This window comes from Streptomyces sp. NPDC001732, assembly GCF_053596315.1.
In genome coordinates, this window is record NZ_JBSFFY010000002.1 from 251,517 (window position 1) to 269,130 (window position 17,614).

At 72.1% G+C, this 17,614-nt stretch carries 17 protein-coding genes; 12 read left to right on the forward strand and 5 right to left on the reverse strand.

What is annotated here, in order from left to right; translation table 11 throughout:
* Nucleotides 1-90: 90 nt before the first annotated feature.
* The 3 genes from ACWCXX_RS03890 to ACWCXX_RS03900 form a co-directional block, all read right to left on the reverse strand.
* Nucleotides 91-765: a response regulator gene (locus tag ACWCXX_RS03890; RefSeq protein WP_451123990.1), complete on the reverse strand. Its 675-nt coding sequence runs from the start codon at nt 763-765 to the stop codon at nt 91-93.
* 401 nt (nt 766-1,166) lie between these two features.
* Complete coding sequence (locus ACWCXX_RS03895) at nt 1,167-2,525, reverse strand: sensor histidine kinase (protein WP_451123992.1); 1,359 nt, start codon at nt 2,523-2,525, stop codon at nt 1,167-1,169.
* Between the two features lie 249 nt (nt 2,526-2,774).
* Nucleotides 2,775-3,992: a sensor histidine kinase gene (locus ACWCXX_RS03900; RefSeq protein ID WP_451123994.1), complete on the reverse strand. Its 1,218-nt coding sequence runs from the start codon at nt 3,990-3,992 to the stop codon at nt 2,775-2,777.
* A gap of 172 nt (nt 3,993-4,164) precedes the next feature.
* Here ACWCXX_RS03900 and ACWCXX_RS03905 point away from each other — a divergent pair, with 172 nt between their 5' ends.
* From ACWCXX_RS03905 to htpX, 12 genes are all read left to right on the forward strand, one after another.
* Nucleotides 4,165-4,566, forward strand: a complete 402-nt coding sequence (locus ACWCXX_RS03905; RefSeq protein ID WP_451123996.1) for an NADH-quinone oxidoreductase subunit A — start codon at nt 4,165-4,167, stop codon at nt 4,564-4,566.
* Nucleotides 4,557-5,264, forward strand: a complete 708-nt coding sequence (locus ACWCXX_RS03910) for an NADH-quinone oxidoreductase subunit B (protein WP_451123998.1) — start codon at nt 4,557-4,559, stop codon at nt 5,262-5,264. Before ACWCXX_RS03905 ends, ACWCXX_RS03910 begins: the two co-directional genes overlap by 10 nt.
* Nucleotides 5,261-6,583, forward strand: a complete 1,323-nt coding sequence (locus ACWCXX_RS03915; protein WP_451124000.1) for an NADH-quinone oxidoreductase subunit C — start codon at nt 5,261-5,263, stop codon at nt 6,581-6,583. The genes ACWCXX_RS03910 and ACWCXX_RS03915 overlap by 4 nt, the downstream gene beginning before the upstream one ends.
* Nucleotides 6,580-7,548 (forward strand): complex I subunit 1/NuoH family protein, encoded by a 969-nt coding sequence (locus ACWCXX_RS03920; RefSeq protein WP_451124002.1) that lies wholly within the window; start codon nt 6,580-6,582, stop codon nt 7,546-7,548. The genes ACWCXX_RS03915 and ACWCXX_RS03920 overlap by 4 nt, the downstream gene beginning before the upstream one ends.
* Nucleotides 7,548-8,162 (forward strand): NuoI/complex I 23 kDa subunit family protein, encoded by a 615-nt coding sequence (locus ACWCXX_RS03925; protein ID WP_451124004.1) that lies wholly within the window; start codon nt 7,548-7,550, stop codon nt 8,160-8,162. The genes ACWCXX_RS03920 and ACWCXX_RS03925 overlap by 1 nt, the downstream gene beginning before the upstream one ends.
* Nucleotides 8,163-8,179: 17 nt before the next feature.
* A complete protein-coding gene (locus ACWCXX_RS03930; RefSeq protein WP_451124372.1) occupies nt 8,180-8,767 on the forward strand; it encodes an NADH-quinone oxidoreductase subunit J family protein in 588 nt (195 codons plus the stop codon).
* The gene (gene nuoK / locus ACWCXX_RS03935) at nt 8,767-9,168 is read left to right on the forward strand and encodes an NADH-quinone oxidoreductase subunit NuoK (RefSeq protein ID WP_451124006.1); all 402 of its coding nucleotides are present in this window, start codon (nt 8,767-8,769) and stop codon (nt 9,166-9,168) included. The genes ACWCXX_RS03930 and nuoK overlap by 1 nt, the downstream gene beginning before the upstream one ends.
* Nucleotides 9,165-11,210 (forward strand): NADH-quinone oxidoreductase subunit 5 family protein, encoded by a 2,046-nt coding sequence (locus ACWCXX_RS03940; protein WP_451124008.1) that lies wholly within the window; start codon nt 9,165-9,167, stop codon nt 11,208-11,210. Before nuoK ends, ACWCXX_RS03940 begins: the two co-directional genes overlap by 4 nt.
* A gap of 27 nt (nt 11,211-11,237) precedes the next feature.
* Nucleotides 11,238-12,785 (forward strand): complex I subunit 4 family protein, encoded by a 1,548-nt coding sequence (locus ACWCXX_RS03945; protein WP_451124374.1) that lies wholly within the window; start codon nt 11,238-11,240, stop codon nt 12,783-12,785.
* Nucleotides 12,782-14,443 (forward strand): NADH-quinone oxidoreductase subunit N, encoded by a 1,662-nt coding sequence (locus ACWCXX_RS03950; RefSeq protein ID WP_451124010.1) that lies wholly within the window; start codon nt 12,782-12,784, stop codon nt 14,441-14,443. Before ACWCXX_RS03945 ends, ACWCXX_RS03950 begins: the two co-directional genes overlap by 4 nt.
* Nucleotides 14,444-14,565: 122 nt before the next feature.
* Entirely contained in the window at nt 14,566-15,024 is a 459-nt protein-coding gene (gene mscL / locus ACWCXX_RS03955; RefSeq protein ID WP_451124012.1) for a large conductance mechanosensitive channel protein MscL, read from the forward strand.
* A gap of 274 nt (nt 15,025-15,298) precedes the next feature.
* The gene (gene htpX, locus ACWCXX_RS03960; RefSeq protein ID WP_451124014.1) at nt 15,299-16,162 is read left to right on the forward strand and encodes a zinc metalloprotease HtpX; all 864 of its coding nucleotides are present in this window, start codon (nt 15,299-15,301) and stop codon (nt 16,160-16,162) included.
* 72 nt (nt 16,163-16,234) lie between these two features.
* Here the strand turns inward: htpX and ACWCXX_RS03965 are convergent, their stop codons facing one another.
* Together ACWCXX_RS03965 and ACWCXX_RS03970 are read right to left on the reverse strand one after the other, a co-directional pair.
* Complete coding sequence (locus tag ACWCXX_RS03965) at nt 16,235-16,636, reverse strand: YccF domain-containing protein (RefSeq protein WP_451124016.1); 402 nt, start codon at nt 16,634-16,636, stop codon at nt 16,235-16,237.
* Between the two features lie 299 nt (nt 16,637-16,935).
* Nucleotides 16,936-17,613 carry an alpha-ketoglutarate-dependent dioxygenase AlkB family protein gene (locus tag ACWCXX_RS03970; RefSeq protein ID WP_451124018.1) on the reverse strand — a complete coding sequence of 226 codons (678 nt, stop codon included), beginning with the start codon at nt 17,611-17,613 and terminating at the stop codon, nt 16,936-16,938.
* Nucleotide 17,614: the final 1 nt, after the last annotated feature.

Sequence of the window (17,614 nt, forward strand, 5' to 3'; positions counted from 1 at the left end):
CCCGCTTCCCGCGGCGGCGCCCGCCGGTCCCCCGGAGCGGCGCCCGTCAATTACCTGACAGGGTGTCAGCCATTCAGGAGTTCAGGCAGGTCAGGAGTTCAGGTAGGTCAGCACGGCGAGCACCCGGCGGTGGTCCCCCTCGCTGGGGGACAGGCCCAGCTTCAGGAAGATGTTGCTGACGTGCTTCTCCACGGCGCCGTCGCTCACCACCAGCTGCCGGGCCACGGCGGAGTTCGTCCGGCCCTCCGCCATCAGGCCGAGCACCTCGCGCTCGCGCGGCGTCAGCCCCGCCAGGACGTCCTGCTTGCGGCTCCGCCCCAGCAGCTGCGCCACCACCTCCGGGTCCAGGGCCGTCCCGCCCTGTGCCACCCGGACCACCGCGTCCACGAACTCCCGGACCTCGGCGACGCGGTCCTTCAGCAGGTACCCCACGCCCCGGCTGGACCCGGCCAGCAGCTCGGTCGCGTACTGCTCCTCCACGTACTGCGAAAGGACCAGGACCCCGATCCCGGGGTGTTCCTTCCGCAGCCGCACGGCCGCGCGCACCCCTTCGTCGGTGTGGGTCGGAGGCATCCGCACGTCGGCGACCACCACATCGGGCAGCGCGTCCTGCGCCGCCAGGTCGTCCACCGTCTTGATCAGAGCCTCGGCGTCCCCGACTCCGGCGACGACGTCGTGCCCGAGATCGGTCAGCAACCGGGTCAGCCCTTCCCGGAGCAGCACCGAATCCTCGGCGATGACCACTCGCACCCTGTCCTCCACCATGAAGCCTTGGCCCCCCACTGTTCGCTGGTCCCAGCCCTACGATCTCCAGCATCCCAGTATCGCCGGTGCGGTGTCCTCAGCCGCCGGGGGGACTTCGGGCAGGGCCGGTACCGCAAAGGGGGGAGAGGGAGCGGGAGCGAAAGAGGGAGCGGGAGGGGCGTGAAAGGGCCCGGGGGTCCGGGGCCGGGGCTCCTGTCCTCGGCCCTGGCGCCGGCCTGTGTGCTCGGCCCCGGGCCCGGTCTCTGTGCCCCGGCCTCTGTCCTCGGCCCCGGGCCCGGCCTCTGTCCTCGGCCCCGCAGTCGTACCGGCCCGGCGCTGTCAGTGGGACGCGCCGGGCCGGTACGGAACGGGCACGTCCCCCCGGCGGCGGGACGTGCCGCGTCGGCACCGGACGGGCGCGCTCAGCCGCGCCACGGAAGCTCGGCCGTGATCCGCGTCGGCCCGCCGACCGGGGAGTCCACGACGAGGACGCCGTCCACCGCGTCCAGCCGTTCGGCCAGCCCCGCCAGCCCGCTGCCCGTCGACGGATCGGCCCCGCCGCGGCCGTCGTCGGCGACCTGGAGCATCAGCCGGTTCGCGGTCCGCCACACGTCGACGGTGGCGGAGCGGGCCGCGCTGTGCTTGCTCACGTTCTGCAGCAGTTCGGAGACGGTGAAGTACGCGATGCCCTCGATCGCCTGGGCCGGGCGGGAGTCCAGGTCCACTTCGACGGTGACGGGGACGGTGCAGCGGGAGGCGACGGCGGAGAGTGCGGCGTCGAGTCCTCGGTCGGTGAGGACGGCGGGGTGGATGCCGCGGGCGAGGTCGCGGAGTTCCTGGAGGGCGATCTTGACCTCGCCGTGGGCCTCGTCGACCATGCGGGCGGCGGCCTCGGGGTCGTCGGTGAGCTTCTCCTTCGCCAGGCCCAGATCCATGGCGAGGGCGACGAGGCGGGCCTGGGCGCCGTCGTGGAGGTCGCGTTCGATGCGGCGCAGGTCGGCGGCTGCCGTGTCCACGACCACCCCCCGGTCCGACTCCAGCTCGACGACGCGGGTCGCGAGCCGGGAGGGGCCGAGCAGCCCGACGACCATGGTCCGGTCCACGGCCGCCAGACCGCGGATGATCCACGGCGTGACGAGGACGAGAACCAGGCCGAACGCGCTGGTCACAGCCAGCTCGAAGGGGGTGTCGAGGCGGACCGTGTGCGAGCGGTTGCTGTACAGCTGGATGCCGCTCGTGCCGACGTGGGCGGAGACCGGGAGCACCCACTTCCACAGCGGGTAGGTGAGCAGGGTCCACCCCCACGACCAGAGCACCAGCGAGACGCTGAAGGCGAAGATCGCCCAGGGCATGTGCAGCAGCGAGTACAGCAGGTGCCGCCAGGACACCCCGCTCTTGATGACCGCGCCCATCCAGGACAGCGGACCACCGGTGCTGCCCCGGGCCGGCGGCGGGCTCGCCACGTCCGCGTTCAGCAGGGCCCGCGCCCGCGCCCGCTCCATCGCGCCGAAGCCGCGGCACATGGTCAGCGCGGCGGCCAGGATCGGGATGCCGAGGAAGGTGATCAGCATGCCGAAGCCCAGCGCCGTCAGGGTGATCGCGAGGCTGAACGCGACCAGGGAGATCGGCAGGCTCAGCATCAGATACGCGAACTCGCGCCAGGTCCGGCCCTCGATGGGCGCGCGCAGCACGGGCGGGAGCCGCTTCACCAGGGAGCGGTCCCCATGACCGGCCCCGGACCGCTGGAGGTCCCGAGTGTTCGGTCCGTATGCAGTGGTCATGGGTGCTGTCCGTTCCTTCTCGGCGGTCTGTGGCGCGGTCTGTGGTGCGGTCCGCGGCGCGGTCCGCAGCGCGGGGTTTCCGGCCGGTGCGCGCGGGTCGAGCCGGGCTTCGGCCGGTACGTCGGTTGGTACATCAAGAGTGCGGTGTCGCGGATCGGCGCACCATGAGGAGGATCTCCCTCTTCGGCCGGGGGTTTTCCCCACCCCCGGGAGCGTCGCGGGCCCTTCACGGGCCGGGGCGCGGGGGCGTCAGCCGTTCCGGGAACGGCTCCTGGCCCGGTCCCGCCCAGCGGCCCCGTCCCGGTCCCGCCAGGGCAGTTCCGCCGTGACCCTCGTCGGCCCGCCGACCGGGGAGTCGACGACGAACAGCCCGTCGACGGCGCCCAGCCGCTCGGCCAGCCCCGCCATTCCCGTACCGCCGTCCAGCCGGGCCCCGCCGCGGCCGTCGTCGGCGACCTGGAGCATCAGCCGGTTCGCGGTCCGCCACACGTCGACGGTGGCGGAGCGGGCCGCGCTGTGCTTGCTCACGTTCTGCAGCAGTTCGGAGACGGTGAAGTACGCGATGCCCTCGATCGCCTGGGCCGGGCGGGAGTCCAGGTCCACTTCGACGGTGACGGGGACGGTGCAGCGGGAGGCGACGGCGGAGAGTGCGGCGTCGAGTCCTCGGTCGGTGAGGACGGCGGGGTGGATGCCGCGGGCGAGGTCGCGGAGTTCCTGGAGGGCGATCTTGACCTCGCCGTGGGCCTCGTCGACCATGCGGGCGGCGGCCTCGGGGTCGTCGGTGAGCTTCTCCTTCGCCAGGCCCAGGCCCATGGCGAGGGCGACGAGGCGGGCCTGGGCGCCGTCGTGGAGGTCGCGTTCGATACGGCGCAGGTCGGCGGCTGCCGTGTCCACGACCACCCCCCGGTCCGACTCCAGCTCGGCGATCCTGCGCTCCAGCTCGTCGGAGGGCGAGAGCAGCCCGCGCACCATCATCCGGTCCCCGTCGGCGAAGAGCCGCGCGATGCCGGGAAGCGCCGGCCACAGCAACAGGAGGCTCACGAGCACCACCGTGAAGGTGAGAATGCCCCAGGGCAGCCGGACGAAGGAGTACAGCACCGCCCGCCAGCCCACCGGGTCCTTGAGGCTCGACCACAGCCAGGGGAAGAAACCCTTCGCCCTCCGGGACAGCACCATCGGACTCGGTTCGTCGATCCGGAGCCCGAGCAACACCCGCGCCCGGCCCCGCTCGGCCCTCCCGATCAGGCGCGCCCCGTGCAGTCCGGCCGCGAGCAGGGGCAGACCGATCACCGTGACCGCGAGCCCCACCCCGACACCGACCATGATCACTGCGTAGAGGAACCCGAACAGGGTCGCGGGGAAGTCGATCAGCAGATGGGCCAGCTCCTTCCAGGTCCACCGGTCGGGAGCGAGACGGACGAACCGCCGCGGCCGGTCGTCGTCGGATGCCTGAGAGCTCGTGGTCATGAACCCAAGCCTGCCGGGCCGCCCCCCGCACATGCCATGGGGCTCCTGGGTGGGACGACGGGGGGATAACCCCACCAGATGTCCGACACGGCTGCTTACCCTCCCTTTAGCAGGGCCTAGACTCCCGTGCGTACAGATCGCCGAACGGATTTCGAGGGAGCGGGGGACGGACGTGGCGGACCTGCCGGGATCGACCGTTCTCGCGTCGGACTACTTCCACGGCTATTCCGTGGTCGGACTGCTCGCCGTGCTCGGCGTGCTGTTCGTCGCGGTCGCCTTCGGGGCCGGCCGACTGCTGCGCCCCGTGGTCCCGACGCCGGAGAAGCTCCTGACGTACGAGTGCGGCGTGGACCCGGTGGGTGAAGGATGGGCACATACCCAGGTCCGTTATTACGTCTATGCCTTCCTGTACGTGATCTTCGCCGTCGATTCGATCTTCCTGTTCCCGTGGGCGACCGTGTTCGCCGCGCCCGGATACGGGGCGACGACGCTGGTGGAGATGTTCGTCTTCCTCGGCTTCCTGGCCGTGGGACTGCTCTACGCATGGAAGAAGGGCGTCCTCGAATGGACGTGACCAGCCCGCAGGCCCACGAGGCGTCCGGGCCGCAGGCCGACGAAGGGGCCGAACCGCAGGCCGTACCGACGTTCCTGCCGGAGCCCAAGCGGCTCGGCGTCCTGTCGCGCCTGGCACCCGAACCGATGAAGGTGGTCCTGAACTGGGGCCGCCGCTACAGCCTCTGGGTCTTCAACTTCGGGCTCGCCTGCTGCGCCATCGAATTCATCGCCGCCTCCATGGCCCGGCACGACTTCATCCGGCTCGGCGTGATCCCGTTCGCGCCCGGCCCGCGCCAGGCCGACCTGATGATCGTCTCCGGCACGGTGACGGACAAGATGGCCCCGGCCGTGAAGCGGCTGTACGAGCAGATGCCCGAGCCCAAGTACGTCATCTCCTTCGGCGCCTGCTCCAACTGCGGCGGCCCGTACTGGGACTCGTACTCCGTGACCAAGGGCGTCGACCAGATCATCCCGGTCGACGTCTACGTCCCCGGCTGCCCGCCCCGGCCCGAGGCGCTGCTCCAGGGCATCCTCAAGCTCCAGGAGAAGATCGCCCGCGAGTCGCTGGGGGAGCGGTACGCGACGGGCGGCGGCCGGCCCTCCACCGCCGCACTGCGCAGCGACCTGGTCGCCGCCCCGCAGCCCCGGGGAGAGGACGGCGCACGAACCCTGGAAGAGGGCGGCGCACGAAAGACCCCGGGAGAGGACCGAGCATGACCGGCACCGCTGCCGCCGATGCCTACGACCGGCTGCCGGACGCCGCCGCCGAGCTCTTCGGCGAGGGTGCGACGGCCGAGCACGCCTACGACCTGCTGACCGTCGACGTACCGGCGGCCTCCTGGATCACCGCCCTCGAAACGGCCCGAGACCGGCTGGGCTGCACCTACTTCGACTGGCTGAGCGCGGTCGACGAACCGGGCACCGGCTTCCAGATCTGCGCCCATGTCGCGGCCCTGGCCGACGGCGGGGTCCGGCGGCTCCTGATCCGTACGACCGTTCCGCACGACGCCGCCGTCCTGCCCACGGCCGTCGGCGTCTACGCGGGCGCGGCCTGGCACGAGCGCGAGACCCACGAGATGTTCGGCATCGGCTTCGAGGGCCACCCGCACCTCGTGCCGCTGCTGCTGCCCGAGGGCTTCGAGGGTCACCCGCTGCGCAAGGACTTCGTGCTGGCGGCACGCGTCGCGAAGGCGTGGCCGGGTGCGAAGGAGCCGGGCGAGTCGGAGCACGGCGGCGCGAAGCGGCGCACGATGCTGCCGCCCGGCGTCCCCGACCCGAACGAGTGGGGCCCCCTGAAGGGGCAGCTCCCGCCCGCCCCGTCCCGCCCGGCCCGCACCCCGCGCGCGGCGGGCGACCGCCCCGTGCGCCGCAGCCGCAGCGCGAGCGAGGGCTCGGCGAGCCGGCGCACGGGGGCGACGGAGGCAGCCCCGGCCACCGAAACCGCCGCTCCGGCAGCCACCCCGCGCCGCAGCCGCAGTGCGAGCGAGGGTTCGGCGAGCCGGCGCACGGGACCGGCGACGACGACCCCGACCGAAGCCGCCGCTCCGGCTGCCGACGCTCCGGCGACGCCCCCGGCCGCCGACGCCGACGCTCCGGCGACGACCCCGCCCGCCGGCCCCACCGCCCCCTCGGCCACCCCGCGCCGCAACCGCAGCGCGTCCCAGGGCTCGGCGAGCCAGCAGAGGGCGGAAGGGGATCAGGACTCGGCGCAGCAGCAGGGGCCGGCGGCTCGGCGGCGCGAAGCGCCGAGGGCCGGAAGCAGCGACGCCCCCTGGCACCACGCCCGCCCGGCCTTCGAACCGGGTGCGGAACAGGGCCCGGAACCGAGTGCGGAACCGAGTGCGGAACCGGGTGTGGAACCCGCCACGGAACCGGGCGAGCCGGACGGGCCCTCGGGCGAGTCCCCGGACACGAGCGCTCCCGAGCGTTCCGACGGCCCCGAGCACACGTCCCCCAGGTCACCGAAGTCACCCCAGTCCCCGCAGTCCGAGAACCCGGACACCCCCGACAGCACCGCCGGAGGCGATACCGCGTGAACGACGTACTCGACGTCGCCCTCCGGCTCGTCATCGTCTTCGCCGTGTTCATGGTCCTCCCGCTCGTCGTGGGGCAGACCGAGCACAAGGTGATGGCCCACATGCAGGGCCGCCTCGGCCCCATGTACGCGGGCGGCTTCCACGGCTGGGCGCAGCTCGTGGCGGACGGCGTGAAGTTCGCGCAGAAGGAGGACATCGTCCCGGACCGGGCCGACCGCCGGGTCTTCCAGCTCGCCCCGGCCGTCGCGCTTCTCCCGTACCTCCTCGTGCTCGTCGCCATTCCGGTCGGACCCGGCGAGAGCGCGGTCGGGACGGCCGTCGACGCGGGCATCTTCTTCGTGCTCGCCGTGATGGGCGTCGGGGTGCTCGGCTCGCTGATGGCGGGCTGGGCCTCGGCCAACAAGTTCTCCCTCCTCGGGGGCCTGCGCACCGCCGCCCAGCTGCTCGCGTACGAACTGCCGATGCTGCTCGCCGCCGCCTCCGTCGCGATGGCGGCCGGGACCGTCTCCCTGACGGGCATCCTCGACGCCTTCGAGTGGTGGTGGCTGCCCTGGCAGATCGTCGGCGCCCTGGTCTTCTTCGTGGCCGGACTCGCCGAGCTCCAGCGCCCGCCCTTCGACATGCCGGTCGCCGACTCCGAGATCATCTTCGGCGCGTACACCGAGTACACCGGGCTGCGCTTCGCGCTCTTCCTGCTCGCCGAGTACGCGGGCATCGTCGTCCTGTCCGCGCTGACCAGCGTTCTCTTCCTCGGCGGCTGGCACGGCCCGCTCGGCGCCGACGGGCTCGGCTGGGTCTGGACGCTCCTCAAGACCGCGGTCCTCGCCTTCGTCGTCATCTGGCTGCGGGTGACCTATCCCCGGCTGCGCGAGGACCAGCTGCAGAAGCTCGCCTGGACCACCCTCGTCCCGCTCGCTCTCGCGCAGATCGCGCTCACCGGCATCGTGAAGGTGGCGATCAACTGATGGCCGAGTCGCACCCGCCCTCCCGGCCCCGCATCCCCGGCTCCGGCCTGGCCAAGGGGCTGGCCGTCACCCTGCGGACGATGACGCGGAAGACGGTCACCGCGCAGTACCCGGACGTCCAGCCCGAACTCCCGCCCCGCTCCCGCGGCGTCATCGCGCTGTTCGAGGAGAACTGCACGGTCTGCATGCTCTGCGCCCGTGAGTGCCCGGACTGGTGCATCTACATCGACTCCCACAAGGAGACGGTGCCCGCCGCCGCCCCCGGTGGCCGCGAGCGCAGCCGCAACGTCCTGGACCGCTTCGCGATCGACTTCTCGCTCTGCATGTACTGCGGCATCTGCATCGAGGTGTGCCCCTTCGACGCGCTGTTCTGGTCACCGGAGTTCGAGTACGCGGAGACGGACATCCTCGAACTCACCCATGAGCGCGACAAACTCCGCGCCTGGATGTGGACGGTGCCGGAACCGCCCGCGCTCGACCCCGGCGCCGAGGAGCCGAAGGAGATCGCCGCCGCCCGCAAGACGGCGGAGAAACTCGAAGCCCAACGCGCCCAGGAAGCCCAGGAAGCTCAGCAGATCCAGCAGAACCAGCAGGAAGCGGAGGGGGAGGAGTGACACTCGCAGCCACAGCGATCGCCGCAGCCACTACGGCAGCCACGGCCACCACAGCCACCGCGACCACCGCGGCCCCTTCCGGCTTCCTCTCCCCGACCGGCATCGAGATCGCCTTCCTCCTCGTCGGCCTCGCCACCCTCGGAGCGGCCCTCGTCACCGTCACGACCAGGCAACTGGTGCACGCCGCCCTCTGGCTGGTCGTGGCGCTCGGCGGGCTCGCCGTCGAGTACCTCCTGCTCACCGCCGAGTTCATCGCCTGGGTGCAGGTACTGATCTACGTCGGTTCCGTGGTCGTCCTCCTCCTCTTCGGGCTGATGCTCACCAAGGCCCCCATCGGCCGCTCCCCGGACGCCGACTCGGGCAACCGCTGGGCGGCCCTCGGCGTGGCGGTCGCCGCCGCCGGCGCACTCGTCTGGGTCGTCGTCGACGCCTTCCGCACCACCTGGATCGACCTGGACGGACCGGCCCAGGGCTCGACCGAGGTCACCGGCTCCTTCCTCTTCCGGCACTGGGTGCTGCCGTTCGAAGCACTCTCCGTCCTGCTGCTCGCCGCCCTGGTCGGCGCGATCGTCCTGTCCCGCAAGCGCGGTAAGGAGCAGAGCTGATGCACCTCGCCTATCCCGCCGTGCTCGCCGCCCTCCTCTTCTGCGTCGGGCTGTACGGAGTGCTCGCCCGCCGCAACGCGATCCTCGTCCTGATGTCCGTCGAGCTGATGCTCAACGCCGTCAACCTCAACCTGGTCGCCTTCGACGTCTGGCTCCGCGACACCCTGCACGGCGGCCAGGCCCTCGCCCTCTTCACCATCGCCGTCGCGGCGGCGGAGATCGGCATCGGCCTGGCGATCGTCCTCGCCGTGTACCGCAACCGCGGCACCTCGGACATCGACCGGCTCCGCGACACCGCCGAGACCGACGCCGCCGAATCCCTCCCCGGCGACGAGCCCGACACCGAAGACCAGGCCACTGCTGCGGCAGGGAAGGCAAAGAAGGCAGAGGCCACCGCGTGACCACCACGACCCTCGCCGTCCTCGTCCCCCTCCTCCCCTTCCTGGGCGCCGCGGCCGGCCTCCTCCTCGGCCCGGCCGTCTCCCGCCACCGCCCCGAGACGGGGCTTCGCACGCTTCTCTTCGCCCCCGGATACGTACGCCCCCTGGCCGTACTGCCGACCTTCACCGCCTTCGTGCTCGCCGTCCTCGTCGCCTCGCGCCAGGGCGGCGGCCGGGCCATCGACGCCGCGACCCGGCTCACCCCCACCGGCTCCGTCCCCATCGACCTCGCCCTGCACCTCGACGGCTTCGCCGTCCTCGTCGCCGTCCTGGTCGGGCTCGTCGCGACCTGCGTGCAGATCTACTCGACCGCCTACCTGCGCGACGACCCCCGCTACCCCTCGTACACCGCCCTCGTCTCCCTCTTCACCTCCGCGATGCTGCTCGTCGTCTACTCCGGCGACGTGATGGTGCTCCTGGTCGGCTGGGAGATCATGGGCATCTGCTCGTACTTCCTCGTCGGCCACTACTGGGAGACGCCCGAGGCCCGCGCCGCCTCCCTCAAGGCGTTCCTGGTCACCAAGCTCGGCGACGTCCCCTTCCTGATCGGCCTGTTCGCGCTCGCCGCCGACACCGGCACGTTCCGCATCACCGGCATCCTGGGCGCCGTCGCGAACGGCGGCCTCGACCATCCCACCCTCATCGCCCTGCTGCTCCTCGCGGGCGTCGCGGGCAAGTCGGCGCAGTTCCCCCTGCACACCTGGCTGCCCGACGCGATGGCCGGCCCCACCCCCGTCTCCGCGCTGATCCACGCAGCGACGATGGTCGCCGCCGGCATCTACTTCGTGGCCCGCCTCCTCCCCGTCTTCGCCGCGTCCGGCGCGGCCCTCGTCGTCCTCGCCGTCATGGCGGCGATCACGATGATCGGCTCGGGCCTCGCCGCCCTCGCCCAGGACGACATCAAGCGCGTCCTCGCCTACTCGACCATCGGCCAGCTCGGCTACATGTCCGGCGCCCTGGCCGTCGGCGACCGCGGGGCCGCCGTCTTCCACCTCCTCTCGCACGGCGCGTTCAAGGCCGTCCTCTTCCTCGCGGCGGGCGTCGTCATCCACGCCGCCGGGACCAACTCACTGGCCGCCATGTCCCGCCTGAGCGGCCTGACGAAGCGCGTCCCGGACGCCTACTGGACGATGACCGTCGCCCTGCTCGCCCTCGCCGCCATCCCGCCGTTCGCCGGCTTCTTCTCCAAGGAAGCCGTCCTCGTCGCCGCCGAGCACACTGCGCTCGGGGAGCGGCACGTCGCCCCGGCCGCCGCCGGCTGGACCGTACTCGTCGCCGGACTGCTCGCCGCCGTCCTCACCGCCGCGTACGCCACCCGCCTCTGGCTACTCGCCTTCCGGGGCCGCGGCGCCGAGGCCCCCGACCACGGCAGGCAGCCCATCGCCATGACCGCCCCCCTGTGGGTGCTCGCCGTCCCCACCATCGCCTTCGGACTGGCCGCCGGCACGCTCACGGAGTGGTTCGACAAAAACGCCCTCACCCCCTCGGTGACCACCGCCGTCCTCTCCACCGGCGTCGGCCTCGTCGGCGGCCTCCTCACCTACGCCGCCTGGCGCCACACCTCCGCGCTCGCCGCCCGCACCCCCGTCGGCACGGTCGTCGCCCACCCCGACGCCGAACCCGCCCTCGTCGAGGCCCAGGCCCTGTCGGCACACACCGCCGCCTACGGAACCGACGGCGACGCCCCCGACCCGGCCGACCCCGGCCGCCTGCTGCTCGGCCCGCTCCACCGCCCGGCCGCCGCGGGCTTCCACCTCGACGCCCTGTACACGACGCTGTTCGTCCGCCCCGTCCGGGCCGCGGCGAGCCTCGTCCGCTTCCTGGACCGCGAGGTCGTCGACACCTACGTCCGCGGCTCCGGAGCCGGCGCACGCCTGCTCGGCACCGTCGTCCGCCGCGCCCAGACCGGCAACGTGCAGACCTACCTCGGCGCGCTGCTCGCCGGTTCCCTGGTTCTGGCGATCGCCGCCGTCGTCCTCGCCAACCTCAACGCCGGGTCGTGAGCCGTGATCGATATCAGCGAATCCGTGATGCAGTTCCTTCTCGCGTTCATCGTCGTCGCCCCGCTCCTCGGCGCCGTGGCCGCCCTGCTGCCCGCCCCGCCCGGACTGAAGGGCACCGGCCCCGACCAGGCCGTGCTCCGCCACGGCACGACCGTCACCGGAGCCGTACTCGTCGCCGCGATCCTGCTCGCCGCGGGCTTCGACCACGGCCACCCGTCGACGATGCAGGCCACCACCGACATCAGCTGGATCCCGGCGCTCGACGTCCGCATCCACCTCGGCACCGACGGCATCTCGCTCCCCCTTCTCGTGCTGACCGCGCTGCTGACCTTCCTCTGCGCGCTCCACAGCTACTTCAAGCCGCCCGCGGGCCCCTCCCCGAAGGCATTCGTCGCGCTCCTCCTCGTCCTGGAGTCCGGCACCCTCGCGACCTTCGCCGTCCTCGACCTGATGCTGTTCTTCCTGGCGTTCGAGACGGTGCTCATCCCGATGTACTTCCTCATCGCCCGCTGGGGCGGTGCGCAGAGGCAGGCCGCCGCCTGGAAGTTCATCCTCTACACACTGCTCGGCTCGGTGATCATGCTGCTGGGCCTGCTCCTCGTCGGGCTGAAGAGCGGCACCTTCGACATGGTGGCACTCGCCACTGACAACGGCCGTGGGCTCACCTCGTCCGTGCAGGTCATCGCCGTTCTGGCGATCGGCATCGGGCTCGCCGTGAAGACCCCGATGTGGCCGCTGCACAGCTGGCTGCCCGACGCCCACACCGCGGCCCCGACCGTCGGCTCGGTCCTCCTCGCGGGCGTCCTGCTGAAGATGGGCACGTACGGATTCGTCCGCCTCCTGCTCCCCGTCGCCCCCGACGGGATGCAGACCTTCGCGCCCTACCTCGCCGCCTTCGCGGTGGTCGGCATCATCTACGGATCGCTCGCCTGCCTGGCCCTGGTCCGCCCCGGCTCGAAGGGCGACCTCAAGCGGCTGATCGCGTACTCCTCCGTCGGACACATGGGCTTCGTGCTCCTCGGCATCGCGAGCATGACACCCACCGGGGTCAACGGCGCGCTCTTCGCCAACATCGCCCACGGCCTCATCACCGGCCTGCTGTTCTTCCTGGTCGGCGCGGTCAAGGACCGGTACGGCACGGCCGACCTCGACACCCTCTCCGGCGCCACCGGGGCCGCGCTCTACGGCCGGGCCCCCCGTCTCGGCGGCCTCCTCGCCTTCGCCGCCGTCGCCTCCCTGGGGCTGCCGGGCCTCGCCGGATTCTGGGGCGAGATGCTCGCCCTGTTCGGCTCCTTCGACCCCGCGGACGGCCTCAGCCGCCCGGCCTTCCTCACCTTCATGTCGATCGCCGCGTTCGGCACCCTGCTCACCGCCGCGTACATGCTCATGGTCGTACGGCGGGTCTGCATGGGCGAGCGGCGCGAGGAACCGCAGCTCACCGACGTCCGGGCGTACGAGTTCGCCGCCTGGACCCCGCTCGCCGCCCTCACCGTCCTCGCCGGTCTGTGGCCCGCCGTCCTCCTCGGCCTCACCGACCCGGCCGTGCAGAAGCTCCTCGCAGGAGGCAAGTCGTGACCGCAGCCGTCCTCACCCCGGGCCTCGTCACCACCGCGGCCGGGAGCACCACCGGCCTCGTCACCCCCGCGGCCGGGAGCACCGGCCTCGTCCAGTCCGTCGACTGGCTCGCGATCGCACCCCCGGTCGTCGTGGCGGCCGTCGCCCTGATCGTCCTGGTCGCCGACCTTTTCCTCCCCGAGGAACGCAAGCCGCTCCTCGGCACGCTGACCATCGCCGGACTCGTTGCCGCCCTCGCCCTCCTCGTCCCGCTGCGCGACGGCGACCGCTCCACCTTCTGCCTCACCGAGGCGGCCGCCGCGCCGGGCGGCACCGCGTGCAGCTACACCGCCGACCACTTCGCCCTGGTCATCCAGGCCCTCGTCCTCGGCGGCGCCCTGCTCACCGCCCTGCTCTCGGTCGGCGACACCCGCAGGCTCCCGGCGGGCGAATTCTGGTTCCTGCTGCTGTCCTCCGCGGCCGGCGCCGCCCTCCTGCCCGCCGCCCGCGACCTCGCCACCCTCGTCGTCGCCCTCGAAGTCGCCTCGCTGCCCGCCTTCGCCCTCGTCGGCATCAAGCGCGGCGACCGGCGCTCCTCCGAGGCCGCGCTGAAGTTCTTCCTCTCCTCCGTCGTCGCGACCGCCGTCACACTGCTCGGCGTCAGCTTCGTGTACGCCACCACCGGAACCCTGCACCTCACCGAGATCGCCGCCCGGCTCGACGACGTGCCCGACCGATTCGCCACCCTCGCCGGGGCGGGCGTCGCCCTCACCCTGGTCGGCTTCGCGTTCAAGACGGCCGCCGCGCCCTTCCACTTCTGGGTCCCCGACACCTACATCGGTGCGCCCCTTCCGGTCGCCGCGTACCTCTCGGTCGTCGGCAAGGCGGTCGGCTTCTCCGGCCTCGTCCTCGTCACCGTGATCGCGTTCCCGGCCTACGCCGACGTCTGGGGACCGGCCCTCGCAGTCCTCGCCGCGCTCACGATGACGATCGGCAACGTCGCCGCCCTGCGCCAGGACGCCGGCCGCGCCCGCAGCGCCGTACGCCTGCTCGCCTGGTCGTCCGTCGCCCAGGCCGGCTACCTCCTGGTGCCGATCGCCGCGGCCGGGTACTCCAGCGACGGGCACATCGGCTCCACCGTCGCGTACGCCCTCATGTACGCCGTCGTGAACCTCGGCGCCTTCGCGGTGGCCGCCCTCGTCGCCCGTACGAACCCCGGCAACCGGATCACCGACTACCGCGGCCTGTATGCCACCCGCCCCCTCGCCGCCCTGGCGATGGCCTTCTTCCTGCTCTGCCTGGCCGGTCTGCCGCCCGGCATCATCGGCCTCTTCGCCAAGGTCACGGTCTTCTCCGCGGCCGTCGACGCCGGACTCGGCTGGCTCGCCGTCGTCATGGCCGTCAACGTCGTGATCGCGCTCTACTACTACCTCCAGTGGACCGCGACGCTCTTCCGCGCCCCCGAGGGGGCCGGGGAGCGGGTCCCGGAGGAGAGCGGGGAGCGGACCCCGGAAACGGCCGGGGAGGCGGCCCCGGCGGACACGAGCGCGCCCGCCCCCACCAGGCATCGCGTCCCGGCCTCCCTCACCGCGGCGATCGCCCTCACCGCCGTGGCGGGCATCGTGCTCTCGGGCGTCCCGCAGACCGTCCTCCGGTTCGCCGCCGTCAATCTCTTCTGAACTCTTCCGAACTCTTCGGACTCTTCCTACTTACCGAAGATCGGTTTGCCCGGAACGGCTCATACAGGGCATGGTCTTGCCCGCACATCCCCCCCAGAGCCATTCCAAGAGGAGCAAGAGCAGTGCTGAACGGGTTCAAAGACTTCATCCTGCGCGGAAACATCATCTCCATGGCCATCGGTCTGGCCGTCGGAGCGGCGTTCACCGCAGTGGTCACCGGATTCAGCACGGCCTTCATCACCCCGCTGATCGGCCTCGCCACCGGGTCCGTCGGCGACTTCAGCTCGGCGCAGTTCTCGGTCGAGGGCGCCATCTTCCCGTACGGGAAGTTCCTCGCCGCCGCCATCGCGTTCCTGATCACCGCGGCGGTGCTCTACTTCGGCGTCGTCGTCCCCATGGCGAAGGTCCAGAGCCGCTTCGCCAAGGCGGAGGAGAAGGTCGACATCAAGGCCGCCGTGCGCGACTGCCCCCGCTGCTACACCGAGATCCCGGCCATCGCCTCCCGCTGCGCCCACTGCACCAGCGAGGTCACGCCGGACCCCGAGGCCCTCGCGATCGCCGGCCTCCCCGCCCAGCGCTGAAACGCCCCCTGCGGCGCTGAGACCCCCCTCCGGCGCCGCTACGCCCCGCCCGGGGCCGGGGCCCCGGTGCCGGGCTGGCGCACGCGCGGCCCCTGACCCGTACGGCCCATCGGCCGGTCCGGCCCGCGAGCGCCGGACAGGCCCCGCCCTGCGGCGGCGCGGGCCGGGGAACCAGCTCCTCCCGCCTGGCGTTGACCCGTACGGGAGGCTCCACTGAGGGAGTGGAGATCACCAAGCAAAGGGTTCCCCTGCCGCACCACTTGGAGGGCGTACCGTGCACCGCCGGCACAACGGGCTGAGAACCGCCGTACTCCTCGGGGGCCTGTCCGCACTCATCATCCTCATCGGAAGCTTCTTCGGACGTACGGGCCTGGTCGTCGCGCTCCTCGTGGCCGTCGGCACCAACGCCTACGCGTACTGGAACAGCGACAAGCTGGCGCTCAGGGCCATGCGGGCCCGGCCCGTCAGCGAATTCGAGGCACCCCAGCTCTACCGCATGGTCCGGGAGCTCTCCACGGCCGCCCGGCAGCCCATGCCCCGGCTCTACATCTCCCCGACGCAGGCACCCAACGCCTTCGCCACCGGCCGCAACCCGCGCAACGCCGCGGTCTGCTGCACCGAGGGCATCCTGCAGATCCTGGACGAGCGGGAGCTGCGCGGAGTGCTCGGCCACGAGCTGAGCCACGTCTACAACCGCGACATCCTGATCTCGTCCGTCGCCGGAGCGCTGGCCTCCGTGGTCATGTTCCTGGTCCACTTCGCCTGGCTGATCCCGGTGGGCCGGTCCGACAACGACGAGGGCCCCGGCTTCCTCGGCACGCTGCTGATCATGATCCTCGGCCCGGTCGCCGCCTCACTCATCCAGCTCGCCGTCAGCCGCTCCCGCGAGTACGAGGCGGACGCCTCCGGAGCCCAGCTGACCGGCGACCCGCTCGCCCTGGCCGGTGCCCTGCGGAAGCTCGAAGCGGGCACGAAACGGCTTCCGCTGCCCCCGGAGCCGAGGATCGAGACCGCGAGCCACATGATGATCGCGAACCCGTTCCGCCCCGGACAGGGCATGTCCAAACTGTTCTCGACCCACCCGCCGATGGCGGAACGGATCGCCAGACTGGAACAGATGGCGGGCCACCGCCCGTGACGGCGTTTCGGCCGCCACCCCTCCGAGGGGGCGGCGGCCGAAACGCCGTCACTGACAGGTGCCGGAAGACCCCTACCGGCCCCCGAATGCCTCGTCGCTCGGGACCACTTCCCGGCCCAGCGGCATGAGCGAGACGGGGATCAGCTTCAGGTTCGCCCAGCCGAAGGGGATGCCGATGATCGACACGAACAGCGGGATGCTGGTGAGGAGGTGCCCCAGCGCGAGCCACCACCCGGCGAAGACGAGCCAGATCACATTGCCGATGAAGGAGGGCGCCCCCGCGTCGGGCCGCTCCACGGTCGTCCGCCCGAACGGCCACAGCACATAGCCCGCGAGGCGCAGGGAGGCGATGCCGAACGGAATCGTCACGATCAGCACGAAACAGATGATCGCGGCAACCAGGTACCCGAGGGCCATCCAGAATCCGCAGAACACCACCCACAGGATGTTCAGGATCAGCTGTATGAGCTTCATGGTCACTCGCCTTCCACGGGTGTTGCCCGTCATCGCTGTGCATCGTCAGTATCCGCCCCGGGCGCGGACGGCGGGAACCGGAACGGGTCCGCGGAGTGACCCGGTGCGCCGGTGAACGACCCCGGCCCACGGCCTCCCCGGCCCCACGGCCCGCACGCCGCGACGAAACGGCATCCGGGGCAAGACGCTCTCCGCGGCCCTACGGTTGCCACGACCATACGGCCACATGATCACCACGCCCCGATCCCGCCGGATCAGGTCCCGGCCGATCCGGCCCCGCCCGGCCCGTTCCTGCCGGATCAGGCCCCGGCCGGCCCCGCCCCGTCCAGACCGGTCTCGCGCAGGGTCAGATTGAGCCGACCGCGCCTCATCCCCGACTCGGGACCTGCCGTCCCCGGGAAAACCTTCGGCACACCGTGGAACGCGAAACGCGACGGCCCCCCGAAGACGAACAGGTCGCCGGAGACCAATTCCACGTCCCGATAGGGCCGCCCACGGTTCTCCGTGTTCCCGAAGCGGAAGACACAGGTGTCGCCGATGCTGAGCGACACCACCGGGGCGCCCGAGCGCTCGTCCCTGTCCTGGTGCATGCCCATGCGCGCCGTGCCGTCGTAGAAGTTCACGAGCGCGGTGTCCGGCGCATACGTCTGCACGGGGCTCTCGTCCCCGTACGCCGCCACCAGCGCCTCCCGGCCCAACTCCGCCAGCCAGTAGGGGAATTCGGCCACCCGCGCGCCGTTCACGTCATCGGCCGTGCGGGAATACCGGTACGGCTGCCAGTGCCGCCCCAGACAGACCGTCCGCACCGACATCACCCCACCGCCCGGCAGCACCGGGTGCCGCAGCGGCACCGGAGCGCGCGCCCACTCCCGGCAGGCCGCCACCAACTCCCGCTGGACCTCCGGCGACAGCCACTCGGGCACGTGCACGGCCCCCGGCGCGACGACGGTCCGCGGGCGCGGGAAGAGCCCGGACACC

Excerpts from the sequence above, each read along its gene's own strand:
- ACWCXX_RS03890 (WP_451123990.1), bottom strand. The coding sequence starts at position 765 with ATGGTGGAGGACAGGGTGCGAGTGGTCATCGCCGAGGATTCGGTGCTG.
- ACWCXX_RS03895 (WP_451123992.1), bottom strand. The coding sequence starts at position 2,525 with ATGACCACTGCATACGGACCGAACACTCGGGACCTCCAGCGGTCCGGG.
- ACWCXX_RS03900 (WP_451123994.1), bottom strand. The coding sequence starts at position 3,992 with ATGACCACGAGCTCTCAGGCATCCGACGACGACCGGCCGCGGCGGTTC.
- ACWCXX_RS03910 (WP_451123998.1), top strand. The coding sequence starts at position 4,557 with ATGGACGTGACCAGCCCGCAGGCCCACGAGGCGTCCGGGCCGCAGGCC.
- ACWCXX_RS03915 (WP_451124000.1), top strand. The coding sequence starts at position 5,261 with ATGACCGGCACCGCTGCCGCCGATGCCTACGACCGGCTGCCGGACGCC.
- ACWCXX_RS03925 (WP_451124004.1), top strand. The coding sequence starts at position 7,548 with ATGGCCGAGTCGCACCCGCCCTCCCGGCCCCGCATCCCCGGCTCCGGC.
- nuoK (WP_451124006.1), top strand. The coding sequence starts at position 8,767 with ATGCACCTCGCCTATCCCGCCGTGCTCGCCGCCCTCCTCTTCTGCGTC.
- ACWCXX_RS03945 (WP_451124374.1), top strand. The coding sequence starts at position 11,238 with ATGCAGTTCCTTCTCGCGTTCATCGTCGTCGCCCCGCTCCTCGGCGCC.
- ACWCXX_RS03965 (WP_451124016.1), bottom strand. The coding sequence starts at position 16,636 with ATGAAGCTCATACAGCTGATCCTGAACATCCTGTGGGTGGTGTTCTGC.